20 protein-coding genes are annotated in these 22507 nt (G+C 46.6%); 5 read left to right on the forward strand and 15 right to left on the reverse strand.

Annotation, left to right across the window (positions count from 1 at the left end):
- Positions 1 to 247: 247 nt before the first annotated feature.
- Complete coding sequence (locus J2Z66_RS39060) at positions 248 to 3025, reverse strand: calcium-translocating P-type ATPase, SERCA-type (RefSeq protein WP_209978934.1); 2778 nt, start codon at positions 3023 to 3025, stop codon at positions 248 to 250.
- 262 nt (positions 3026 to 3287) lie between these two features.
- Here J2Z66_RS39060 and J2Z66_RS39065 point away from each other — a divergent pair, with 262 nt between their 5' ends.
- Complete coding sequence (locus J2Z66_RS39065) at positions 3288 to 5117, forward strand: Rqc2 family fibronectin-binding protein (protein ID WP_209978936.1); 1830 nt, start codon at positions 3288 to 3290, stop codon at positions 5115 to 5117.
- A 331-nt stretch (positions 5118 to 5448) separates the two neighbouring features.
- On the opposite strand, the gene galU is transcribed toward J2Z66_RS39065, so the two are convergent.
- The 5 genes from galU to J2Z66_RS39090 all read right to left on the reverse strand — a co-directional run bounded on the left by galU (position 5449) and on the right by J2Z66_RS39090 (position 9236).
- Positions 5449 to 6327 (reverse strand): UTP--glucose-1-phosphate uridylyltransferase GalU, encoded by an 879-nt coding sequence (gene galU, locus J2Z66_RS39070; RefSeq protein ID WP_209978938.1) that lies wholly within the window; start codon positions 6325 to 6327, stop codon positions 5449 to 5451.
- A gap of 1 nt (position 6328) precedes the next feature.
- Complete coding sequence (locus J2Z66_RS39075) at positions 6329 to 7183, reverse strand: PHP domain-containing protein (protein ID WP_245376177.1); 855 nt, start codon at positions 7181 to 7183, stop codon at positions 6329 to 6331.
- A gap of 22 nt (positions 7184 to 7205) precedes the next feature.
- Entirely contained in the window at positions 7206 to 8117 is a 912-nt protein-coding gene (locus J2Z66_RS39080; RefSeq protein ID WP_209978940.1) for a selenium metabolism-associated LysR family transcriptional regulator, read from the reverse strand.
- Between the two features lie 204 nt (positions 8118 to 8321).
- A complete protein-coding gene (locus tag J2Z66_RS39085; protein WP_209978942.1) occupies positions 8322 to 8759 on the reverse strand; it encodes a hypothetical protein in 438 nt (145 codons plus the stop codon).
- A 213-nt stretch (positions 8760 to 8972) separates the two neighbouring features.
- Positions 8973 to 9236 carry a YlbG family protein gene (locus tag J2Z66_RS39090; protein ID WP_209978945.1) on the reverse strand — a complete coding sequence of 88 codons (264 nt, stop codon included), beginning with the start codon at positions 9234 to 9236 and terminating at the stop codon, positions 8973 to 8975.
- A 51-nt stretch (positions 9237 to 9287) separates the two neighbouring features.
- Here J2Z66_RS39090 and J2Z66_RS39095 point away from each other — a divergent pair, with 51 nt between their 5' ends.
- Positions 9288 to 10301, forward strand: coding sequence for an asparaginase (locus J2Z66_RS39095; protein ID WP_209978947.1), 1014 nt, complete (start codon positions 9288 to 9290; stop codon positions 10299 to 10301).
- Here the strand turns inward: J2Z66_RS39095 and J2Z66_RS39100 are convergent.
- The 6 genes from J2Z66_RS39100 to J2Z66_RS39125 all read right to left on the reverse strand — a co-directional run bounded on the left by J2Z66_RS39100 (position 10298) and on the right by J2Z66_RS39125 (position 18324).
- Entirely contained in the window at positions 10298 to 10744 is a 447-nt protein-coding gene (locus J2Z66_RS39100) for a YlbF/YmcA family competence regulator (protein WP_209978949.1), read from the reverse strand. The genes J2Z66_RS39095 and J2Z66_RS39100 overlap by 4 nt on opposite strands.
- A gap of 86 nt (positions 10745 to 10830) precedes the next feature.
- Positions 10831 to 12855, reverse strand: a complete 2025-nt coding sequence (locus J2Z66_RS39105; RefSeq protein ID WP_209978951.1) for a helicase-associated domain-containing protein — start codon at positions 12853 to 12855, stop codon at positions 10831 to 10833.
- Positions 12852 to 14537 (reverse strand): DNA repair helicase XPB, encoded by a 1686-nt coding sequence (locus J2Z66_RS39110; protein ID WP_209978953.1) that lies wholly within the window; start codon positions 14535 to 14537, stop codon positions 12852 to 12854. Before J2Z66_RS39110 ends, J2Z66_RS39105 begins: the two co-directional genes overlap by 4 nt.
- Before the next feature lie 136 nt (positions 14538 to 14673).
- Positions 14674 to 15753: a Gfo/Idh/MocA family protein gene (locus J2Z66_RS39115; RefSeq protein WP_209978955.1), complete on the reverse strand. Its 1080-nt coding sequence runs from the start codon at positions 15751 to 15753 to the stop codon at positions 14674 to 14676.
- Positions 15754 to 16615: 862 nt separating this feature from the next.
- Positions 16616 to 17056, reverse strand: coding sequence for a CBS domain-containing protein (locus J2Z66_RS39120; RefSeq protein WP_209978958.1), 441 nt, complete (start codon positions 17054 to 17056; stop codon positions 16616 to 16618).
- A gap of 95 nt (positions 17057 to 17151) precedes the next feature.
- Positions 17152 to 18324 (reverse strand): amidohydrolase, encoded by a 1173-nt coding sequence (locus J2Z66_RS39125; protein WP_209978960.1) that lies wholly within the window; start codon positions 18322 to 18324, stop codon positions 17152 to 17154.
- 245 nt (positions 18325 to 18569) lie between these two features.
- On the opposite strand from J2Z66_RS39125, the gene J2Z66_RS39130 reads away from it, so the two are divergent.
- Both J2Z66_RS39130 and ftsW read left to right on the forward strand, forming a co-directional pair.
- Positions 18570 to 18917, forward strand: a complete 348-nt coding sequence (locus J2Z66_RS39130) for a YugN family protein (RefSeq protein WP_209978961.1) — start codon at positions 18570 to 18572, stop codon at positions 18915 to 18917.
- 10 nt (positions 18918 to 18927) lie between these two features.
- The gene (gene ftsW / locus J2Z66_RS39135) at positions 18928 to 20085 is read left to right on the forward strand and encodes a putative lipid II flippase FtsW (RefSeq protein ID WP_209978963.1); all 1158 of its coding nucleotides are present in this window, start codon (positions 18928 to 18930) and stop codon (positions 20083 to 20085) included.
- A 35-nt stretch (positions 20086 to 20120) separates the two neighbouring features.
- On the opposite strand, the gene J2Z66_RS39140 is transcribed toward ftsW, so the two are convergent.
- Positions 20121 to 20498 (reverse strand): Asp23/Gls24 family envelope stress response protein, encoded by a 378-nt coding sequence (locus J2Z66_RS39140; RefSeq protein WP_209978965.1) that lies wholly within the window; start codon positions 20496 to 20498, stop codon positions 20121 to 20123.
- 143 nt (positions 20499 to 20641) lie between these two features.
- Here J2Z66_RS39140 and cax point away from each other — a divergent pair, with 143 nt between their 5' ends.
- The gene (gene cax, locus J2Z66_RS39145; protein ID WP_209978967.1) at positions 20642 to 21706 is read left to right on the forward strand and encodes a calcium/proton exchanger; all 1065 of its coding nucleotides are present in this window, start codon (positions 20642 to 20644) and stop codon (positions 21704 to 21706) included.
- A gap of 42 nt (positions 21707 to 21748) precedes the next feature.
- On the opposite strand, the gene J2Z66_RS39150 is transcribed toward cax, so the two are convergent.
- Positions 21749 to 22036: an Fpa/YlaN family protein gene (locus J2Z66_RS39150; RefSeq protein ID WP_209978970.1), complete on the reverse strand. Its 288-nt coding sequence runs from the start codon at positions 22034 to 22036 to the stop codon at positions 21749 to 21751.
- Positions 22037 to 22161: 125 nt separating this feature from the next.
- Positions 22162 to 22410 (reverse strand): HPr family phosphocarrier protein, encoded by a 249-nt coding sequence (locus J2Z66_RS39155; protein WP_209978972.1) that lies wholly within the window; start codon positions 22408 to 22410, stop codon positions 22162 to 22164.
- Between the last annotated feature and the right edge of the window lie 97 nt (positions 22411 to 22507).

The following is a 22507-nucleotide window of genomic DNA, read 5'->3' on the forward strand; positions in this document are numbered from 1 at the left end:
TACTCCTAAATATCTGAACCGGATTTTCCCATATCCATTATTTGTAAATCGATGTGAGCTTTAATGCATGCTTAATGTGAAAAACATCGTTAAGTGGAGCACCAGATCATTTCGACGGTGGGCGGACTGCGACTAGGCTGCTACTCTCGTTTTTCCTCCTACATACCTTCCATTCCAGCTAAAAAGTACCGATCCTGCCAAAGAGAAGCCGCCCTGAATCGGGCGGCTTCTCTAGTTTCTATTTTATTCATCTGGCAACGGGTCTGGAGCTGTAACGGAGTGTTCTTTTTTTCGATGGCTTGTGCATGAGGCTGCCCACTCCCATTAAGAACGTCGGTATTCCCGCGGCTACGAGTACAAGTATCCATTCCTCCCAGCCAAGCGGTACCGTTTTGAAGATAGGCTGCAGCTTCTCAACGTACATTACAGCCAGCATCAGCCCTAAGGATGAGAGCACGGCAAGCACCAAATAACGGTTCTGCAATGGATTTCGGTGGAAGATCGAGCGCGAGCTGCGGCAGTCAAACACATGAATGAGCTGCGCCATCACGAGGGTAGCGAACGCTACGCTCTGAGCTTTCAACAGATGTGCCGGATCGCCCGGATTGGTGCGCAGCACCAGCCAGAAGGCGGCAAGCGTACAAATACCGATGAGGATTCCACGGCTAATTATTTTCCAGCCCAAGCGGCGGGCAAATATATTTTCTTTCGCAGACCGCGGGCGATGCTGCATCAGATCCTTCTCAGCCTGATCCACACCCAGCGCCATTGCTGGCAGACCATCTGTGACCAGATTCACCCATAGGATTTGGATGGGTACGAGCGGGAGCGGAAGTCCAGCCATCATCGCTATGAACATTGTTAAAATTTCGCCTACATTGGAAGCCAGCAGATAGCGGATGAATTTACGGATATTTTCGTAAATTCCTCTTCCTTCCTCAATAGCTGCTACGATCGTAGCAAAGTTATCATCACTTAGTATTAATGAAGAAGCTTCCTTAGTAACGTCTGTGCCTGTTATACCCATAGAAATCCCGATGTCAGCAGCTTTGATAGCCGGGGCATCATTGACGCCATCTCCTGTCATCGCCACCACATGACCCTTACGCTGCAGCGACTTCACAATTCTCAGCTTATGTTCTGGAGATACGCGGGCAAATACATAAATGTCATCGACCTTGGCATCAAGCTCTTCATCGGTGATCAGCGCTATTTGTTGTCCGCTGAGGCTCATGCCCGCTGCCGGAATCATCCCCAGTTGCTTGGCAATTGCTTCTGCCGTGGTTTGATGATCACCGGTTATCATAACTGTTTTGATCCCTGCCTTGCGGCACTTGGCGATGGCTTCACGCACTTCCTTACGCGGCGGATCTATCATGCCGGTGAGCCCAACGAAAATAAGTCCGCTCTCCATTCCCTGGTCTTCTTCGATGCGTTCTGCCGTCTTCACATCACGGTAAGCGAGCCCCAGCACACGCAGTGCATTTTTAGCCATTCCCTCATTAGCATCCATGACCCTTTGTTTGAGCGTAGGTGTGAAAGGAATAATCTTGCCGTCCCACATCATATAGCTGCAGTGCTGCAGAAGCACATCCGGCGCCCCTTTTGTACAAATCATCCTGCCGCTCCGATGGTTGACAATGACCGACATGCGCTTGCGTTCCGAGTCAAAAGGCAGCTCTGCAACGCGCTTAAACTGATCTGCCAAGGCTTCAGCGGTTAGCCCTGATTTCGCCGCGAGTACGACGAGCGCCCCTTCTGTGGGATCCCCATTGATATGCCAGTCCGATATCGGATCACTGTTTTTATTCTTTTTGCCCTTGGCTTCCACTTTTTCAACCTGCAAGGTAGCATTGTTGCAAAGCACTGAGACCTCCAGGAGCTTGCTGAGCATAGGATTTTTGGAAACCTCCATGCTTTCTCCCCTGCATTTGATATCTCCATAAGGCGAATAGCCATCGCCGCTTACTTCCATTACATGCCCACTTACCCAGAGATGTGTAACTGTCATTTTATTCTGTGTCAGCGTGCCTGTTTTGTCAGAACAGATGACCGATGCACAGCCCAGCGTTTCTACCGAGGGAAGCTTGCGTACAATCGCCTTGCGTTTGATCATTCGCTGCACGCCGAGCGCCAAAGCAATCGTTACTATAGCTGGCAAGCCTTCCGGTATAGCAGCAACGGCTAAGGTGACTCCTGCAAGAAACATGCCATAGGGAGGCTGTCCGTGTAAAATACCTGCGATAACCACGAGTACAGTCAAACAGATAGCTACAATAATTAATATTTTGCCCAACTGCTCCAGCCGGTGCTGCAAAGGAGTTTCCATCGATTCTGTATTCTGAATCAGATCTGCGATCTTGCCCATTTCTGTTGTCATTCCTGTCCTTACCACAACTGCTTTGGAGTTGCCTCTGGCCAGCATAGTTCCCATAAAACCAAGATTTCTCTGGTCACCTAGAGTGACCTCAACTGAAGGCAAGGCATCCGTAATTTTGCTGACTGGAATAGATTCACCCGTAAGCGCGGATTCTTCCACATACACGCCATTAGCCTCCAGAAACCTTATATCTGCAGGAATGCGATCCCCGCTTTCTATAAGCACGATATCTCCAGGCACTAATTCTTTGGCCGGAATCTGATGGATTGTATTCTCTCTGAGCACTTTAGCATTTGGAGCAGACAGCTCCTTAAGAGCCCTCAGCGAGCGTTCCGCCCTGAACTCCTGAACAAACCCGAGAACACTGTTCATAACAATAATAGCAATGATCGTTATCGCATCCAGATATTCACCCAACAGACCAGAAATAAGGGTGGCTCCTACAAGAACCAGCACCATAAAATCCTTAAATTGATTTAAAAATAACGTAATCGGGGAGACACGCTGCCCTTCCATAAGCTCATTTAAACCTAATTCCTCCTGACGCCTGCGAGCTTCATCCCAAGACAACCCTTGCTCCACACTCACCTGTTGAGATTGCAATACCTCTTCCGGTGTCATCTGGTACCATTCGCTCTGACTCATTTGCCCTTCTCCCTCCCACCTTCATCATTTAACAATAAGTTCGCCTCTACATGCTCTGGACAAACCCCAACCTGCACTCAAGCTAAATGTATTCAGACAAGCCGGAAAATATCCCTATAAACATCTTTAGTGAAAAAAGAAGCTTAAATTTTTGTTAGAAGTGTGGCATGATAGAGGATAACGAAATGTAAGGTGCTGGAGAGTACCTCTTTTGGAAGGCTCAGTAGCCTTAGGATTCGAGTACAGAATGGAGTTGTTTGTAATGGCATTAGACGGACTCGTCCTGCATGCGGTAGTGCATGAGCTTAAAGCATGTATTGGAGGGCGTATCAATAAAATTCATCAGCACAGCGAGAACGAGATTCTGCTTCACATCAGGGCCCAAGGGCAAAACCTGAAGCTGCTGCTTTCAGCTAACCCTACTTATCCGCGCATTCATTTCACAGAGCAGCAGTTTATGAATCCCATGGATGCTCCGATGTTCTGCATGCTTTTGCGTAAGCACTGCGAGAATGGGGTTATAGAGGCCATTGAACAAATGGATATGGAGCGGATGATTCACTTGCATATACGGCAGCGGGATGAGCTGGGAGATATCAGCCTCAAAACGATCATAATTGAAATTATGGGCCGCCACAGCAATATCATTCTGATCGATTCTAATAGCGGAACGATACTGGATGGTATTCATCATGTCACTCCTGCTATCAGCTCCTATCGCATTGTAATGCCAGGCAGTACTTATACAGCCCCCCCTGCTCAACACAAGTTAAACCCACTGCATGTATCCTCATCCGAGTTTCGAGAGGCATTCTCTTCGGAGCATTGGGAAGCACCAGGCACCCGGGAATTGCCCAAGCTTACCTTGGAGCAAGAGATCGAAGCTTCATTTGCCCCGCCTGTGGAGCGAAAGCCTGATAAGCTTGATCAGCGACTGGTTGCTGCGTTTAGCGGACTGAGCCCTTTGGCAGCCAAGGAGATTATTTACCGCAGCGGGCAGCCTGCACACTTGATCGTTGGAGAAGCGGATATTGCTGCGCTTTGGGAAGCCTTCTCCGGCATTATGGGGCAAATCAGAGAGCATAAATATGAGCCTAATATTGTAGAGGACGAAAGAAGCGGCAAGCCTTATTTTGCGATGACCGCCTTAACACATATACAGGGAACCGTGACTCATTATGCTACAGCCGGGGAATGTCTGGAGAGCTTCTATGGCAATAAAGCAGAGCGGGATACCGTTAAGCAGAGGGTCTCTGATTTAATCCGTTTTTTGCAAAATGAAAAAAATAAAAATGTAAAAAAGCTGGAAAAGCTGCAGGAAACCCTGCAGGAAGCCAAAGGTGCGGACCAATATCGTATACTAGGCGAACTGCTGACAGCCTCTCTGCACCAGGTTCGCAAAGGTGACAAAGAGCTTATTACTATCAATTACTACGATGAAGAGCAAGCTGATGTCAGGATTCCGCTGGATCCCCAGCTGAGCCCCTCCCAAAATGCACAGCGTTTCTATAAAAAATACACAAAAATGAAAAGCAGCATGACGATCGTCGAAGAGCAAATGACACAGACCCGCCAGGAAATTCTCTATGTAAGCTCACTTCTGCAGCAGCTGGACGCGGCTTCCCTGCAGGATATTGAAGAAATCCGCGACGAGCTTGCGGAACAGGGCTATGTGAAGGATCGCCGCAAAAAACAGCGCAAAAAGAAAAAACAGGACAAGCCGAAGCTCTCCTGCTTTACCTCTAGAGAGGGAATCTTGATTTATGTGGGGAAAAACAATACCCAGAATGAATACCTGACCAACCGGCTTGCATCAGCTTCCGATACCTGGCTGCATACGAAGGACATACCCGGCTCTCATGTGGTCATCCGCAGCGATTCCTACTCGGACGAAACCTTGCTGGAGGCCGCTCAGTTAGCCGCTTATTTCAGTCAAGCCAAAGCGTCAAGCCAAGTACCCGTCGATTATACGCTAATCCGGCATGTGCATAAGCCTAACGGTGCCAAACCAGGCTTCGTCATCTATGTGAATCAGAAAACGCTGTACGTCACTCCGGACGAACAGCAAATTAAACAAATGACAACTAATTAGAACCAGCTTTGAGCCTGCTTAGAGGCCAGTTTAAAACCTGTTTAGAACCTGCGCTCACGCCTGAGGCTTGCCCCCTCTCCCTTTAACGATGTTTTTCATCATTAAAAGCTAACTACAGGCTGAAGAGGACCAGATTTTTTTAATCGGTCCTCTTTTTTTGTGCTTTATCTGGCTCTACATTAAAAGTTAGCGTTTGACTCAATGGTATGGATTTTATGTTAGATGCAATAGATGCGTTAGATGCCTTATACGCATCATGCACAACCATTGTACCAGCCATCCATAAAATCACATGTTCGCTTTCATCTAGTCATTCCAGGTTAATTCCAAGTTAGTCATTCCACGTTCGAACCAAAGATTGAATATATGCTTTCACCTGCTCTTGCAGCTCAGGTCTTTTCAGCGCCAGCTCAATTGTAGCCTCGATATAACCTAGCTTATCCCCGACATCATATCGCTTAGCCTGTACCGGGTAAGCAACCATCCGATGCTGCCTGTTTAAGCTTCTAAGTGCATCGGTTAGCTGGATCTCACCGCCTCTTCCCGGCTCAAGACTCTCAAGAATAGCGAAAATTTCCGGCTCAATAATATATCTGCCAATTACGGCCAGGTTCGATGGCGCTTCATCCCGGTCCGGCTTTTCCACCAAATCGTCTATCCATTTGAATGTGCTCATGCCATCAACAGGCGACACGATGCCGTATTTGCTCACATCTTCCCAAGCTACTTCCTGAACCCCAATTACGGAGGTCTGTGTTTGCTCAAATACGTCCATCATTTGTTTCAAGCCTGGTGGCGAGGATTGTAGAATATCATCCCCAAGCAGCACGGCAAAAGGCTCATCGCCGATGAATTTGCGGGCGCACAAGATAGCATGTCCCAAGCCAAGAGGCTGCTTTTGTCTAATATAATGAACATCGGCCAAATTGGATACCGACTGGACGATTTGCAGCAGCTCCCGGCTCCCCTTCTCCTCCAGGATCATTTCCAGCTCTACCGATTTGTCAAAGTGATCTTCAATTGCCCTTTTGTTGCGTCCGGTGACAATAATGATATCCTCAATGCCGGATTCGATTGCTTCTTCCACGATGTATTGAATCGCAGGCTTGTCGACAATAGGCAGCATTTCCTTCGGCTGCGCTTTCGTTGCCGGTAAAAATCGGGTTCCGAGACCGGCAGCAGGAATAATCGCTTTGCGAATATGCTTCACATTAATCACCAGCCTTTCTATTTAACTGCTTCAGCACATCCGTACTTACTCTACGGGACCCGATGGGAGCATGAAAAATCTCACCGCCCCGTTCCCCGTGAAAATCCGATCCCGCTGTAATTAACAGCTCATAACGGTTCGCAAGCTGCAAATACCGGGCTTCATCTTCTGGTGTATGATCGGAATGATAAACCTCGATTCCATCGATGCCACCACGAATAATATGTTCAACCAAAGCATCATCCCCATATATACCCGGATGTGCCAATACTGCCGAGCCCCCTGCTTCATGAATCCACTTAATAGCCGTGGCCGGGTCGATTCGCGGCGGGTTGACATATGCAGCACCATCTCTTCCAAGATAACGGTCAAATGCTTCCCGAATGGAAGTCACGTACCCTTTCTTAAGCAAAACAGCAGCAATATGCGGTCTCCCCACAGTATCCCCTTCAGATTTGGTAGCCTCTACCTCCTGATGCACATCTGCTATCGTGATATTCATACCAAGCTGCCGCAAGCGCTCCAGCATTAACTCATTTCGGGTATTTCTTACTTCTCTCAGGTTTTCAAGTCTTTCCAGAAATTGCGCATCTGTATAATCAATAAAATAGCCCAATACATGAATGTCTTGCTCACCTGCAATCGTACTGATCTCCACACCAGGTACAATTTCGACATCTAACCGCTTTCCTTCGGCAATAGCCTCAGCCACGCCTGAAACGGTATCATGGTCCGTAATTGCAAGTGCACTTAATCCTGCTTGTTTGGCCATAGCTACGTTAGCAGCTGCAGACTGTGTGCCGTCTGATGCAAGGGTATGCGTATGTAAATCCGCCGCAAATATGGAATTGGTCAACTCGAAAGCCCCTCTCTTATACTTATAGCCAACGACTTAAATTATCCTGCCTCAAAAAGGTCATAAAGCTCACCGCAGAAATGGGCAAAAGCGTGGAATTTAAATAAATGGCATAAAAGCTTCTCTTAAATGCAATATCCTCCAGGGTAATGATCTTGAATAAACCAAGCGTCACTTCATGCTTCACGGAAGTTTGCGATAAAATAGAGATACCCAAGCCTGCCTCAACCGCAGATTTAATCGCTCCCGTACTGCCAAGCTCCATAATAATTTTCATCGAACTGAAATCTATATGTCTACGAGTGAGTTCTTCCTCCATTACCCTTCTGGTTCCAGACCCTTGCTCGCGAAGTACAAACGGATATTCCAGAGTATCCTCCATTCGCACACTATCCATAAGTGCAAGCGGGTGATCAGCGGGAACGATCAGCTTAAGCTCGTCACTGAGAACCGCTTCAGTATACATATCAGGATGATGAATAGGTGCTTCAACCAAACCAAAGTTCAGCTGATGGCTAAGAACCTCGTCCAGAATCTGTGCTGTATTCATAACCTTCATAGAAACAGAAATATTTGGATAATCTTTACTAAAAGGCCCCAGCAGTCGCGGTAAAATATATTCACCCATCGTTAAGCTGGCTCCCAATTGAAGCCGTCCTTCGATCATCTTTGTAAATTTGGACATGGCAATTTCAGTCTCGCGAATCAAATCAACACTTTGTTTGGCATACGGAATTAATGTCCGCCCGGATTCAGTCAGTTCAATTCTCTTCGTGCTGCGATGGAAAAGCTTGATGCCAAAATAATCCTCCAAAGCTTGTACCTGCATCGTAACTGCCGGCTGAGTCATATGGAGAGCCTGTGCTGCGTAGGAGAAGCTTCCCTTTTCAGCAACGGTATAGAAGATATGTAATTGGTGAAAATTAAGTGCCATAGATATCCGCCCTTCTATAAAATATCAAGACACGCATTTAGCTGAACGCACCTGATATTCACAGGCTAAAGCGCTGCGCGCGACTTTATCGTGACCCGCAGCCGATTCACCCTTGGTTACCATTATATGAAAAAGCACAGCCTTCGTCCATTCAGGTAAAAAAAAGAGCATGAGGACCCATATCCACATACTCCATGGCACTATTTATCTGCGTTTACGGCTGTTTTTGATTAATGTCATTCTGCGGGAGTGGCGGAGCCAGGAATAATAAGATTTCAAATCGCGAAGCTCAATCGTTTCCGACATTTTCCCTAAGAAGGTCACAATGATCATCTTATGGAGCGGATCACCCACAATATCGGTTTCATTCTCTAAACTTGCAAATTCGGCAACCACTACCAAATCCTCATCGACCAGGTAAACATCCTGCTCATTTCTGTAATAAGGTACAATCTTGTCATTCTTGAGATGATCCCAAAGAAAGTTGCATATTTCCTCGAAAGAGGACTTTTCGCCGGAGACGCGGTCCGCCCACCTCAGCCGTGCGTGATTGGTGATCACGATATCCGCCACTTTTTTATCGCCTAACGGTACAAAAAAGGGTTCGTAAGTGCTCCATCTGCCCATAATCTTATCTTTCATGATCCACAACCCCTCTCCCAGCGAAAATGATGCCAATTACCTATATACATATGGCTTGTCCTATCTATATTACTAGATAAAACGAATAATTTCTATGTAAATATTCATAAATAATTCGCTGATATTTAAAACATATTACAAAAAGATAAAATAACGCTTCTTTATAAGGCGGAGCAAGGCTTCTTTCGAAGCCACTGTCATTGCCCCTGGCTATTAAAGTGTATAAAATTTACTTTTATCTGGACCATCACTGCTGTATTCGGTTTTAATTTCATTGCGGTAAGAGCGCTCTACCTTCTTAACGTAAGGAAGCTTCTGAATGTTTCGCATAGCCTCTTCTAATTTTGTCGTATGCACGTACATGGCTACGTAATGCATTTTTTTGGAAATATAATGAACGGATCCGAAGCGCTCCAAATTTCGGGCTGCTTTCGTATCATTTACCCATACTATGATTCCGCTTCTTTCGACGAACATATCCGTTACCTCTTTTCGACAAATCCTTGATTTGGAGTGTGAGTCTTATTTATGAAACCATCGGCAGCCATCGTACACGTCAACCGTGGTCCTCTTACTGAAAGCATCCATCACGGACACATCGCTGTTGTGAATAATCAAGGAAGGCTGCTGGGGCAGCTTGGCTATGCAGGCTTTCTTACTTTTGCCCGTTCCACAGCTAAATTGCTTCAAGCTATTCCGGTCATTGAATCCGGAGCAGCGGATCATTACCAGCTCTCCGATGCTGAAATTGCCCTGCTCTGTGCTTCACATAATGGGGAAGCAGAACATACGACCGCGGCAGCATCGATCCTCACCAAGCTTCAGCTTAACTCAGACCACTTGCAGTGCGGCATACATGAGCCTTGGCATGTCCCTACAGCTTTGCGGCTAAGAGCTGCTCATTCCGCTCCCACGCCCCTGCATAATAACTGCTCAGGCAAGCATTGCGGGATGTTGACCCTCGCGGCTCACATGAACGTGTCGCATGAAAACTATTTACATGCCGCACACCCTGTTCAGCAGCAAATGCTGAATATTATCAGCGAAATGAGCGGAGTCGAGCGAGCCCACATCAAGCTGGGTATAGACGGATGTGGCGTCCCCGTATTCGGCATCGGCATTGATAGCCTTGCTCTCGCCTACGCAAAATTGGGCTGCCCCGGAGACTTGTCCACAAAGCGCGCAGCCGCCTGCAACCGGATCCGAAGAGCTATAAGCAAGCATCCTCATTATTTGGCTGGCAGTGACAGATTTGATACTTGCTTGGTTCAGGTGACCCAAGGCCGTATCATTGGCAAGATGGGAGCAGAAGGCGTCTTTGCGCTCGCTGCAGCTGATGCAGGGCTTGGTATAGCCATAAAGGTTGAGGACGGAAGTGAAAGAGCTCTTTACCCTACAGTTGTTGAAACACTGCTGCAGCTTGACCTGCTAAGCCTATCTGAGCTGGAAGCCCTCTCCGCATTCCATTATCCGCTACTGCGCAATTGGCAGGGAACTGAGGTCGGAAGCATCCGCCCCCAGTTCCGCCTTCATTTCGTTTAGCCGCATTTACCGCTGCAGCTTCCGCCTGAGCTGCAGCCGCCACCAGTTGGTAAAGGATTGTTGCTGGGCACCTTTATCGTATCCGAGACAGCATGAGCAATCGTTGTGGAGATTGTAAACAGCAAATCATCAAGACGGTCCTCAGCTTCCTTATAGCGGCGCACAGGTTCAAGCCGGTTCAGCTTTTCCTGTATTTCATTCACCTGGCCCAACGCATCATGATAGCTTGGGTGATAATGCCCGAAACGTTCGCATTCTTCGAATAGCTCTTTCTTCTTGTTAAACAGAACTTTCAGCTCCGCTACTTCTGTGCTGCTGTCGACTGCAACCTTCCAATATAAATAATCTGCCACCTCGGCAGAGGATTTGATCATATCGCCCATATCATAAGCGTGTATCAGAACGGAGGACATGTCCAGCGTATCGGCTTCCATTATACTCATACAGCGGATCCCTTCCTTTTCACATAAAATCTTATTATAAACACCCTCTCATCATAACATAGAATACAAATCATTTCTTCCTTTTCTTACGGATCATTGATGCCTGGCAGCAGTAATTTCATCTCCTCCCAGTCAGTGGAATGAAGGTTAATTTCCTGATTGTCTTCTACGCCAACAAGTGTCCAACCATTTCTATCTTCAAGCAGGCTATGGGGAATAACGCTTCTCTCCATGCCTTCTTTCCGCAGCTTAAGAGAGCTTCTCCATTCAATGGCCTGACGGATCATATCCTTGCGGGTAGAGCTGTGATAGTCCCTATATTCCTTCAACCAAAGAGCTGGAATATCCTGCAAGTTCGGATATAAATCTTCAAATCGTGTTAATATTGGGGCAAAATCATACAAGGGGTACGGTGCCCGGCTATCAAACAGCCTTGTTTTTGGAAGCTCTTTTGCTTTGAACCGGTTTTGCGCGGCTGGAATTTCTTCCTTGGAAACTGCATTCTTCGGATTATAGCCCATCCGGGTTAATTGTTCGACAAACGGCTTTACATGCTTTCTTTCAACAATAAAGTCGACTTCATTTAAACGTTCTGCAATATAGGGGCTGCAGCCCTCGCTTTTGCGAACGACCTCTGCTATTTCCACTGAATGTACCCGCAGCAGTGTCACATCCATAAATACCAGCTTTCCATGCTGCTCCTCCCACCCGTGAAGCGTCAGCAGCACACCTGGTGATATCTCATACAGCGCATAACGCTCAAGAAAATCAATGATGGCTTTGCCGTCACCGCCTCGCTCTAAAGCTTGAAGAAAGCTTTCTTTTGTTAGTTGATAGGTGCGTACCTGATCGGAGCTTTTCAGGTTTGCAAATGAAGCGACCTCCCACTCAATGGCCGAAGGAACGGATGGCGGCAAAAGAAGCTCGAAATCCGGTTGTACATAGAAAGCAAGCGCGCCTTTCTCCGAGATCTGTCCACTCGTCTTTTGGGCGGTCAATCCTGTGGTTCCAGCCAGCCTCATTTCCATCCGCTCAGACATCAAGCTTTGAATCCATAGCTCCCCTTTTTTATCTACTGCAATGTCAAGCCAGCGATAAGCCTGCAGATGTACAAGCCATTGCCGCAGCAATGCTTCTTCAAGCTCTTTTTGCCCTGAAAAATCCTGTGGAATTTGATGATAAAGCAACCATTGCACGATATCGTCTACCGCGCACCACCGCTCTGGGGACAGCTTCTCAATCCATGCGATGCAGTGCTGCAGCCAAACGGGTACATTAAGAAAAAGCCCCTTCCAAAGCTCGTAGAGCCTTACCTGCTGCTCTTCAAACGAAAGCTCAAGCCAAAGAGCTAACGCCTCTTTATTAAGTTTAAACACACTGGATTCTTGAACAAGTAGTCCTTGAGACAGAGCGCAATGCAGGAGCAAAGCAAAGCCGAATTCGTACGCACCGGACCAGCTCCCGGCAGCCCCTCCTGCAGCCAGATAAGTAGTCTCTGCGCCTTCACAGCCTGCCTGTGGCAGGTGCAGCCGCTCCATCAGCTTTTGCAGCTGTTTTTTATGCAGCAGACCTTTCGCTGTTACAATCAAATCTTCTTGCGCTGCAAAAGCAAGCAGTGTAAAAAGCTCTTGAGCTATCCCTCTCGATCCCCCGGCTGTCAGCTCTGACTCCGTTCTCTCCAGCCCATCCAATTCCGCTTCCGTCATAGTCTGTATTCCTGAAAGCAGCAATTGCTGCCATACAGCAAAACCATCCTCGGGCAGGGCATACAGAAGATCCCCCCATGATTTACGGAAGGATGCTATAATGCCATACTTCCTCAGACCTTCAAGCGCCACCCGCAGCTCGGCTCCCGATCTATAGATGCCCACTTGTTTTCCCAGTTGGTCCAGAGTGAACATGTCGCTGCCTATCAGAGTGACTATATGCTGCAAAACCACACGTTCCGAGCGATTTAGCTTGTTGTGCTGCAGCTCCCTCATAATTCCCTCTGACGCTAGCAATTCAGAGAGCTCACTCCCTTGCTGCAAATATGGAAGGGCCCAGCCCTGAATTTGAAGCTGCTCCAGCATAAATGCCGGCATTTTATCGAAAACATGCTTGTACTTCATCTGCAATCTCCTTTCTCCAGGGCCAGCTCCTCCCAATCAACAACGGCATACCGATAGCCCTGTTCCACCAGAAAAAGCTGCCGCTTCAAAGCAAAATCCTGCTCCTTCGTAGCTGAGCTAATGATGGAGTAAAATATCGCCTGGTTCCTGCCAGCCTTAGGCCTTACGATCCTCCCCAGCCTCTGGGCTTCCTCCTGCCTCGAGCCATAACTGCCGGAAACCTGAATCGCCACAGCCGCATCCGGGAGATCGACGGCAAAATTGGCCACCTTGGACACGATCAATAAAGTAATCTCACCTCTCCTAAAAGCTGAATACAGCCGTTCCCGCTCATCCTGAGCTGTTTCTCCGCTGATCATAGGCGCATTGGTTTGCTCGGAAATCAACAGCAATTGATCCAAGTATTGCCCGATTATTAATATCGGCTCCGCGGCATGCTGATGGATCAGCTTTTCTATGACACGCAGCTTGGCTTCGTTCTCTCCTGCGATTCTGAATTTTTGCTTGGCTGCGGATGCTGCATACGCCTCACGCAGCTCAGAAGCTAACGGCACACGGATTTCTTGACACTCTACCTGTGCTATCCAACCTTCTGATTCCAGCTCTTTCCAAGGGACATCAAAGCGTTTGGGACCAATTAACGAGAAGACATCCTCTTCCCGGCCATCCTCGCGAATTAATGTGGCTGTCAGCCCCAATCGCCGGGTTGCTTGTATATCAGCCGTTTTACGAAAGACTGGTGCGGGCAGCAAATGGACTTCATCATAGATTAGCAAGCCCCAGTCCCTCTGGCCAAATAGCTTCATATGGGTAAAATCAAGCTGTTTAGACATGCGATGCGTCAAAATCTGATACGTAGCAATAGTAACTGGAAATACTTCTTTCCGTGCTCCGTTATATTCGCCCACCTGCTCCGGCAGTAAATTCGTTTTTTCAAGAATTTCCCGCTTCCATTGTCTGACAGAAGTCACGTTCGTCGTAAGGATCAACGTAGCACATTGCAAGCGGGCCATAGCTGCAATACCTATTATTGTTTTTCCAGCCCCGCAGGGGAGTACCAGCACACCACTCCCTTCATTCTCTGCAAGGCAGAAGGAGTCAACTGCTTGAAGCTGATAGCCGCGCAGCCGAAAGCCCCCCTCTGCTTCATGCAGAGCCATGGATACAGGCTCACCTCTATGGTAGCCGGCCATATCCAAAGCTGGTAATCCAAGCTTGATCAGCTCTTGCTTTAATAGCCCCCTGTTAGCATGGGACACAGCAATTGCCCGTTCTCCTCTGGCTTGTCCTAATAAGTCCTGCAAAGCCTTATGAGCCCCCAGCTCTTTCAAAACGACAGTATCTTCGCTAAGGAGATGAAGCTCATCCCCAACATTCACTAATTTCAAAAGCCCATAATTTTTCACGTATTTTCTCATTCCATGCACAACTGCAGGAGGAAGAGCAAACTTGGCATGCTTTTCCAGAAACAGCAACATTTCTTCCAGCTTCATACCTGCGGAAGCCGCGTTCCATAGAGAGAGTGGTGTTATCCGGTAGGTGTGCAGTGAATCCGGGCTTTTGATCAGATCAGCAAATTGTGCCAGGAATAAGCGAACAACAGCAAAATCCTGATGATAAGCCTCAAGCAGAACAGTAAAATCATTTTGCACAATTAACGGTCGGGTCGAATCATACGTCATTTAAACCCCCTCCTACTATCTAGTATGAAAGTAAATCTATTTATTTAAACATGATCCCGCATGCCAAAAAGGCAGTACGGCGGATTTCCCCGCTGCACTCCCCTCTTTTATTACCCAATATCTTATCAAAATATAATCAGTCCGTTTCTACATGCAAGGCATGCTTCTGTGCCAGCAAACAGAGCTCTGCTGCTTTAAATGCATGCTCCTGCGTCATAGCATGTTCCGTACGATGAATGCAATCCAGAATAAATGCGCCAAAAAAGGGAAATCCAACTTGACCCTGCAGATTATAACGCTGTTCCCCCTGCCCATTAACCAGATAAAGCTGATTCCCAAGGGCATCCCGCGCGATGTCGATATACTTTCGGAGTTCTATGTAGCCTTCCGTTCCTAAAATAATAGTCCTGCCGTCTCCCCATGAGCCTAATCCATCAGGTGTCAGCCAATCCACACGAAAATAATTCGTTGCCCCATTATCTCCAATAAGAGAAGCATCACCAAAGTCTTCCAGCTCCGGATAAGCCTTGTTCTTATAATTGGCCACTTTACTGCTGATTACTTTAGCGTCCTTGCAGCCCGCGTAGAACAAAAATTGTTCGATTTGGTGACTTCCAATATCACATAATATACCGCCATATCGCTCATGCTTGAAAAACCAATCGGGGCGGGATGCTGCATTCAAACGATGCGGGCCCAGCCCGATCACCTGAATAACCCTTCCTATGACCCCTTCCTGCACCAATTGTCCAGCAAATACAGCGCTCTCGTTGTGCAATCTTTCACTGTAGTAGACGCCATACTTCATGCCTGTTTCTGCCACTTTCCTTTTGGCTTCAGCCAGCTGCTCCAGAGAAGTGAATGGTGCTTTGTCGGTGAAATAATCCTTCCCATGGTTCATCACTCTCATTCCAAGTGCATTTCTTTCGGATGGAATAGCTGCCGCAGCTATAAGGCGCACTTCCGGATCCTGTAAAACTTCCTCTTCATTCGAAGCAATCCTCACTTCAGGGTAGGTCTGGCAAAACGCTTCCACCTTCAACGGATCCGGATCATACACCCACCGCAAATCTGCCCCCGCTTCTATCAGCCCGTTGCACATCCCGTAAATATGTCCGTGATCCAAACCTACAGCAGCAAACACAAATTCACCTTTATTCACAACACGATTCGGTTTCCCTTTTGGTGCATAATTCATTCCGTCATTGTTAGACATTAGCGTCTCTCCCCTTTCAAACAAAGCCAGTTTACCATATAATTTCTGCATCATCCTGCTAGAAATTGACACTCTTATCGCATATATTGACATCATTGGGAAGACGGCTTGTGGTGTCCTTTAAGGTTCGTGTTCATAACGTAGGTGCATTGCGAAGGGAAGGGCTGTGGACTCCAGCCGCTGTTAAAGATTTGTTCCCTGAAATGGAATGGCTACGGCGGTTGGAACAAATCTTTAAAGGCGGACGCTACCGCTCTTCCACCCACAGCCCTTCCCTCTGCTCAGCTACAATCGCATGAATCGCACATATCACACGAACACCAAGCTCAAACGGACAACAGCAAAGAGTTTTTCTCTTGGTTGGAGAGATTTCCCCCTGGGCAAATGCGCTGGGAATGAATAACGGAGAGGATCTGCTACTTAATGAGATTATGAGATTTAAGGAGATTTAATGAGATTTAATGAGATTTAATGAGATTTAACGAAATTTTCATCGTTAAAAGCACCACTTCCTCTTCACTACCTTAATTTAACGATGATAAACATCGTTAAATCCCTGTTATTCACCCTGAGAGGGCCATCCAACCTCTTTTAACGATGAAAAATCACCATTAACGTGCGGATTCGCTTGGAAACACTCGCTTTAAAGATGAAAAACATCGTTAAGTGAAACATACATTCATTTCGGCGGAGGGCTGGCTGCTGCTACTGGGTTGCTGACAGATTCCCTCTGGTTGTTGAACAAAAAAAGACCTCCCGCACTGATTTGGCATAGCAAAGCAGTCTGGGAAGTCTTTGATTTTTTAGCTCATTCTTTTATTTCAGTCGTGTTGTTCATTCTTCCTGGTAAAAGCTAGTTGGATTAATGGACCTTCACATTATTTTTGTCTGAAGAAATTTGGCTAAGCGCTTCGCCTGCCTCGTCTTCAAACTTACCTCTTACCGCAAGGTCACCGATAGCAACGATACCTACAAGCTCGCCGTTCTCGACTACAGGTAGCCTGCGCACCTGCTGCTTTGCCATAATTTTGGCAGCTTCCTCAATCTTCGTTTGCGAATCAATCGTTTCGATTCCATCGGACATCACTTCGCGCACTGCCGCGGAGCCCGATTTCTTCTCGGCATAACCCCGCAGGACAAGGTCCCGGTCCGTAACGACACCTATTAGCTTCCTTCCCTCTACAACTGGAATGAAACCTATATCGTGCTGTTTCATTTTAAGTGCAATTTCAAATACGTTATCCTGCAAGCCGACAGTGACGCAGTCTGTTGCCATGATATCCTTGACGATTTTTCCTGTCATTTCGGGCATTCCTCCTTCAAAGTTAACGAACAGATCCGGCGCAATCAAGCATGATCCGCCTCCCCTATTAGATTCTCCGAAATGCCAGAAATCATTCATCCCATGTAGTCAAGTGCCATGCCCATTAGAAGCTTGCCCGCTTGCAGCATCGAACGCTCATCAATGTCGAATTGAGGATGGTGATGAGGATGGTGGATACCCGCCTCTTCATTCCCCGCGCCGACGAACATAAAGCACCCCGGCACATGATGCATATAATAGGCAAAATCCTCACCAGCCATAATAAGTGGCGAATGATGAACCTGTGCTTCCCCAAACTGCGAACGCGCTACCCGCTCAAACCGTGCTGCTTCTTCATCATGGTTAACTACCGGTGGATATCCGAGCTTATATTCCAGCTCCCAATCGGCGCCAAACATTTCGCAAGTGGAAGCAATAATCCGTTCCATCTTCTCTTTAATATCGAGCCTCAAGTCTGCATCAAATGAGCGCACAGTTCCTACTATAGTGCATGTTTCAGCAATTACATTGAAGCTGCTGCCTGCATGAAAAGACCCCACACTTACCACACTAGGCTCTGTAGGATCTACCATCCGACTGACAATTGTCTGCAAATTGACAACCAGATGAGCCCCCACCGAAATACTATCGATCGTTTGATGAGGCAGGCCTCCATGACCCCCTTTTCCAATGATCTTAATAATAAATTCATCAGGTGCTGCCATCATCGCTCCAGCCCTACAATAGACATGGCCAACTGGGAAAGGCGTCCAAAGATGTACACCGTAAACTGCATCAGCCCCCGCCAAAGCGCCAGCTTCAATCATGGATTTAGCTCCGCCCGGGGTTATTTCTTCCGCATGCTGAAACAAGAAGATCAAATTGCCCTTGAGTGAGCCCTTCAGCCTGCTTGCAGCTTTTGCTATGCCGAGGAGGGTTGAGGTATGTGCATCATGACCACAAGCATGCATCACCCCAGGTACCTTCGATGCATATTCGCACTGCTTTTCATCCTGAATCGGCAAGGCGTCCATATCGGCCCTTAGGGCTACAGTGGGTCCATCCTGCCCCCCTTTTAAGAAGCCAACAAGTCCATGTCCTCCTACGTTCGTCCGCACCTCTATACCCCAGCTCTGCAAATGCTCGGCTACGAATTGAGCCGTACGGACCTCCTTGTAGGATACTTCAGGATGCTGGTGCAAATGACGTCTCCAGCCGATCATCTCTTCATTAATTTCTTCCAATGCTGCTTCAAAATTCTTTATCATATGGAAACCTCCACTATGTCTAAGGCTTGGCGAATTGTATACTCTCTAATATTTTAACAAAACCAGTGACGTATTTCACCTGTTAATTGCCATAAAATGAGAAGCCAAACTTGCCAAGAGGCTATTTGTTATGCAAAAATTCCAATAACGTTCTAATTTAAGGCATGCATTCGACTTGCAGAACCTGTTGAAACATAATATCATTAAATGATGAATGCACACGTATACTATGGAGGCGTTTACCAGTGATTATTGAAACTGCTAACTTAAAAGGTTTGAAAAGCGATTTGGCTCACCTGGATGAAGTAACTTCAAAGCTCGGCTTTGTTCGTTGGCAATGGGAGTATTATCGCGCGACTTATGACTTGAAAATTGAAGATAGAACGCAAAAGGATGAATATTTTCTCCGCATCAATGCCAGAGTTGAATCGGGCAAGCTGGAATCTCCTTATGCCATTCTCTATCTGGAAGAAGCGTACATTGGCAAAACAACCTTTCCACACGGTTTGGCTTATGATGTACCGATTCCTGTTTCCGTCACTAAAATAGCTGAGCAAAAAATAGGACAGCTGCAGCAGTTACTATCGGAATAATGGGGCTGATATGAATGTCCCCCGCAGAGGAACGCCTGATTTTTTGCTACTCTTCCTGACATTTTCACTTGTTTGCTTCGGTTTAGCCATGGTTTTCAGCGCAAGCTCCATGACAAGTGCTACCAGTCCTATCACCAAGGGAGATCCTTGGTTTTTCACGAAGAAGCAAGCCATTGCTGTTGTGATCGGCACGATCGGTATGTTATTCTGCATGAACATCCATTATTCAAAGCTGAAAAAGCTGGTCCTTCCCGCTTTTTTGGTCATCCTTATTATGCTAACTATGGTTCCCTTCGGTATTTCCACCAAAGGAGCCAATAGCTGGTTTTACATCGGCTCCTTTGGTCTTCAACCCTCTGAGTTTGCCAAGCTGGGTATCATTCTCTATTTGGCAGCTCTAATTAGCAATAAGGGCGATAAATTCCGCCAATTCAAAAAAGGGCTGCTTCCAGCGCTCTGCATCGTTGGGCTGGTTTGTTTTTTGATCATGCTCCAGCCTGATCTTGGTTCTTGTATGATCGTATTGTTTTGCGCAGTCATTGTTATCGCCGTTGGCGGATCCAATTTAAAGCATGTATTTCTGCTTGGGGTAAGTGGAGCCGCAATTGCTGCTATTGGAGTCAGTTTATTTTTACTTAACAGTGATCCGCTTGAGTATGACTATCGGATTCACCGCTTAACGGGGTTTTTGAATCCTTGGGATGATCCCCTCGGCGGAGGCTATCAAATTATCCAGTCCCTTTATGCTTTTGGACATGGTGGTCTTGTCGGAGCGGGCTTCGGACAAGGCATTCAGAAGCTTCATTACTTACCGGAAGCTCACAATGACTTTATTTTTGCTATTATTGGAGAAGAGCTCGGTTTTATTGGTATTGCTATATTTCTGTTAATCTACCTGCTCTTTATATGGAGGGGTATCCTTATATCTGTGCGGTGTACGGAAACCTTCGGTATGCTTTCAGGTATAGGTATCATGGGAATGATAGCGTTCCAGGCTGTCATTAATATCGGTGGCGTTACGGGTACCATACCGCTGACAGGTGTTACACTGCCTTTTATCAGCTACGGAGGTACCTCGATGATGATCACATTGATTAGTATGGGAGTTTTACTGGGCATATCGAGAGAGCAAAGCAGCACCGCTGACAAATCAGCGAAAAAAACCTAATCGTATCGATTAGGTTTTTTCTTTGTGCTGCACGATTATTTGACCCGATGGGGGTCCTCTATTTCATCTTCTCTGAATGCTACACCTTCGACCTTTACGTTAACCTCTATGACCGATAAACCAGTCATATTCTCTACTGCCTCTCTCACATTTTCCTGGAGGTCCCTACACACATCTTGAATTCGTGATCCATAGTTCACAATAACTCTGAGATCGATCGCCGCTTCTACGTGTCCGACTTCTACAGAAACTCCTTTTTGTACATTTTTTCCGCTTAACCTTTTGGCTAAACCTTCAGAAATGCCACCTGACATAGCAGCTATGCCCGGAGTTTCAAGTGCTGCGAGACCTGCAATTGTCGATACTACATCGTCGGAAATTCGGATAAGTCCGGTTTGCTGGACTTCGGACATAACGATCACTCCTATAACTGAATATAGCTATATTGTAATAAGTTCTTCTTGTGAAAGCAAGAAACAAGCCTTCTGGTTTATCCAATTTACTTTATGGTAAAAATTAGTTATATTGAAATCATGCATTTATGAAGTAGACGAATATGACCATCGGAGGGTTCAAATTGAAAGCAAAGTTTTTACACGGCGGGTTAGCAATTAGTTTTGTGCTTAGTGGTATCGCTCATTACACACATATGAACACCATCGTTCAGTTTGTTCTTTCAGCGATCACGATTTTATTTGCAGCCGGCTTTCTCGGGAAAGCTACCGAGAGCGTAGCTCACTATGCCGGAGATCGTCTAGGCGGCTTCCTGAACGCTACGTTTGGTAATGCGGCAGAGCTGATCATCGCCATCTTTCTAATTAAGGATGGGCTCTTTGATATTCTCAAAGCAAGCTTAACAGGCGCGATTATCGGTAATCTGCTCTTAGTTCTCGGTCTGAGCATCCTCTTAGGTGGACTGAAATTTAAGGAACAGAAATTTAACAAAACGCTGGCATCGCATAATGCCTCGCTCATGGTTCTGGCTATTGTGGCGCTCTTCATTCCCGCTGTTTTCGTTAAAGACCTCACTCCTAAAGAAACCTCCTCCATGAGCATGATTGTCGCTGGCATCCTGATTGTCGCCTATCTGCTTTGGCTCCTGTTCTCTATGGTTACTCATAAAAATGAACTGGCAGATGAGGTCGTGCAGCACGGGGAGCCTGCTTGGTCCAAACGAACGTCCATTATATTCCTCGTCTTAGCTACAGCTATGGTCGGCTTCACCAGTGAATGGCTCGTAGGTACCCTGGAGGAGATCACTCATAGATTCGGATTGTCAGAGCTCTTCGTAGGTGCCTTCCTGATCGCGATCATAGGCAATGCTGCCGAGCATAGCGCCGCTGTGATGATGGCAATGAAGAACAAGATGGGGGCAGCAGTGGAGATCGCTGTTGGTAGCTCCTTACAGATTGCTTTGTTCGTAGCACCTGTGCTTATCATTATCAGCTTCTTCTTCGGAAACACCATGGACATCGTATTTACCACTTATGAGCTGGCTGCCATCGCAGTTGCCGTTCTTATTACCAAATCGATTTCACAGGACGGTTCCACCAGCTGGTACGAAGGTGTTCTTCTCCTGGTTGTCTATGTCATACTGGGAATCGTCTTCTATCTCGTATAGGTGACGCAGATTTATGTCACAAAAAAAAGTAACCCATCTGGGTTACTTTTTTTGATTCAGAGCTTCATATAGCTCTGCAAGATTACGTTCCAGCTTGCTAATAATTTGTTTCCCGGCCAAATCTGTTATAAGTCCCGCCCGTTTAGCAAAGTCAACTTCTCTCGATAAACCGTACATCTGCGTATCCAGCACTTCCTCGTACAGCGGGCATTGACGAGTCGTCAAGTTTTCCATCTGGACTTCGATCAGCTTTTCGATTTTATCTGCATCTTCTTGAAGAAGATTAAGTGCTTTGTTATTAAGAGTAAGCAATAGCTCAGATGAAGACATTCAAACTTCCCCCCAATATACTAAGTCATCTGTCCTTATATGATCTATATTAAGCGAAATCGAATGAATATACAAGAGAAGAAGGTATCCCGGAAAGCAGATCCGGAAATACCTTCTTGGGTTGATTACTCCGCAACCACGTTAATGGCAAGATTATGCTTGGCGAATGCTTCTGCCATAGCTACCTTCGCTTCATCCGCGTCCGGTCCATGAACATGAAGATCATACTTGCTTGAGCTTAGCAGTGTCGTGAACAGACCAAGAATGCTCTTCACGTCGATATACTTATTATCATACTGCAGCACGATAGAAGATCTGAATTTGTTAGCGGTTTGTGAAATTTCTACAATTGCGGCATTATTGGCACTTGGCATGGGGATTCCTCCATTTTCGCTTTAAAATCGCTCTTCAATACTCCCTCTATGATAACTTGGAAGCTCGCCGAGTGCAACACAATTTTACCACATTGAA

It is taken from the genome of Paenibacillus eucommiae, from assembly GCF_017874215.1.
Taxonomy (GTDB): Bacteria; Bacillota; Bacilli; order Paenibacillales; family NBRC-103111; genus Paenibacillus_AI; species Paenibacillus_AI eucommiae.

Coding starts and splice junctions, on each gene's coding strand:
- J2Z66_RS39155 (WP_209978972.1), bottom strand. CDS start 22,410: ATGCCAAGTGCCAATAATGCCGCAATTGTAGAAATTTCACAAACCGCT.
- J2Z66_RS39140 (WP_209978965.1), bottom strand. CDS start 20,498: ATGTCCGAAGTCCAGCAAACCGGACTTATCCGAATTTCCGACGATGTA.
- J2Z66_RS39065 (WP_209978936.1), top strand. CDS start 3,288: ATGGCATTAGACGGACTCGTCCTGCATGCGGTAGTGCATGAGCTTAAA.
- cax (WP_209978967.1), top strand. CDS start 20,642: ATGACCATCGGAGGGTTCAAATTGAAAGCAAAGTTTTTACACGGCGGG.
- J2Z66_RS39060 (WP_209978934.1), bottom strand. CDS start 3,025: ATGAGTCAGAGCGAATGGTACCAGATGACACCGGAAGAGGTATTGCAA.
- J2Z66_RS39100 (WP_209978949.1), bottom strand. CDS start 10,744: ATGAGTATAATGGAAGCCGATACGCTGGACATGTCCTCCGTTCTGATA.
- J2Z66_RS39105 (WP_209978951.1), bottom strand. CDS start 12,855: ATGAAGTACAAGCATGTTTTCGATAAAATGCCGGCATTTATGCTGGAG.
- J2Z66_RS39085 (WP_209978942.1), bottom strand. CDS start 8,759: ATGAAAGATAAGATTATGGGCAGATGGAGCACTTACGAACCCTTTTTT.
- J2Z66_RS39120 (WP_209978958.1), bottom strand. CDS start 17,056: ATGACAGGAAAAATCGTCAAGGATATCATGGCAACAGACTGCGTCACT.
- ftsW (WP_209978963.1), top strand. CDS start 18,928: ATGAATGTCCCCCGCAGAGGAACGCCTGATTTTTTGCTACTCTTCCTG.
- J2Z66_RS39080 (WP_209978940.1), bottom strand. CDS start 8,117: ATGGCACTTAATTTTCACCAATTACATATCTTCTATACCGTTGCTGAA.
- J2Z66_RS39125 (WP_209978960.1), bottom strand. CDS start 18,324: ATGATAAAGAATTTTGAAGCAGCATTGGAAGAAATTAATGAAGAGATG.
- J2Z66_RS39110 (WP_209978953.1), bottom strand. CDS start 14,537: ATGACGTATGATTCGACCCGACCGTTAATTGTGCAAAATGATTTTACT.
- J2Z66_RS39090 (WP_209978945.1), bottom strand. CDS start 9,236: ATGTTCGTCGAAAGAAGCGGAATCATAGTATGGGTAAATGATACGAAA.
- J2Z66_RS39095 (WP_209978947.1), top strand. CDS start 9,288: ATGAAACCATCGGCAGCCATCGTACACGTCAACCGTGGTCCTCTTACT.
- J2Z66_RS39150 (WP_209978970.1), bottom strand. CDS start 22,036: ATGTCTTCATCTGAGCTATTGCTTACTCTTAATAACAAAGCACTTAAT.
- J2Z66_RS39115 (WP_209978955.1), bottom strand. CDS start 15,753: ATGTCTAACAATGACGGAATGAATTATGCACCAAAAGGGAAACCGAAT.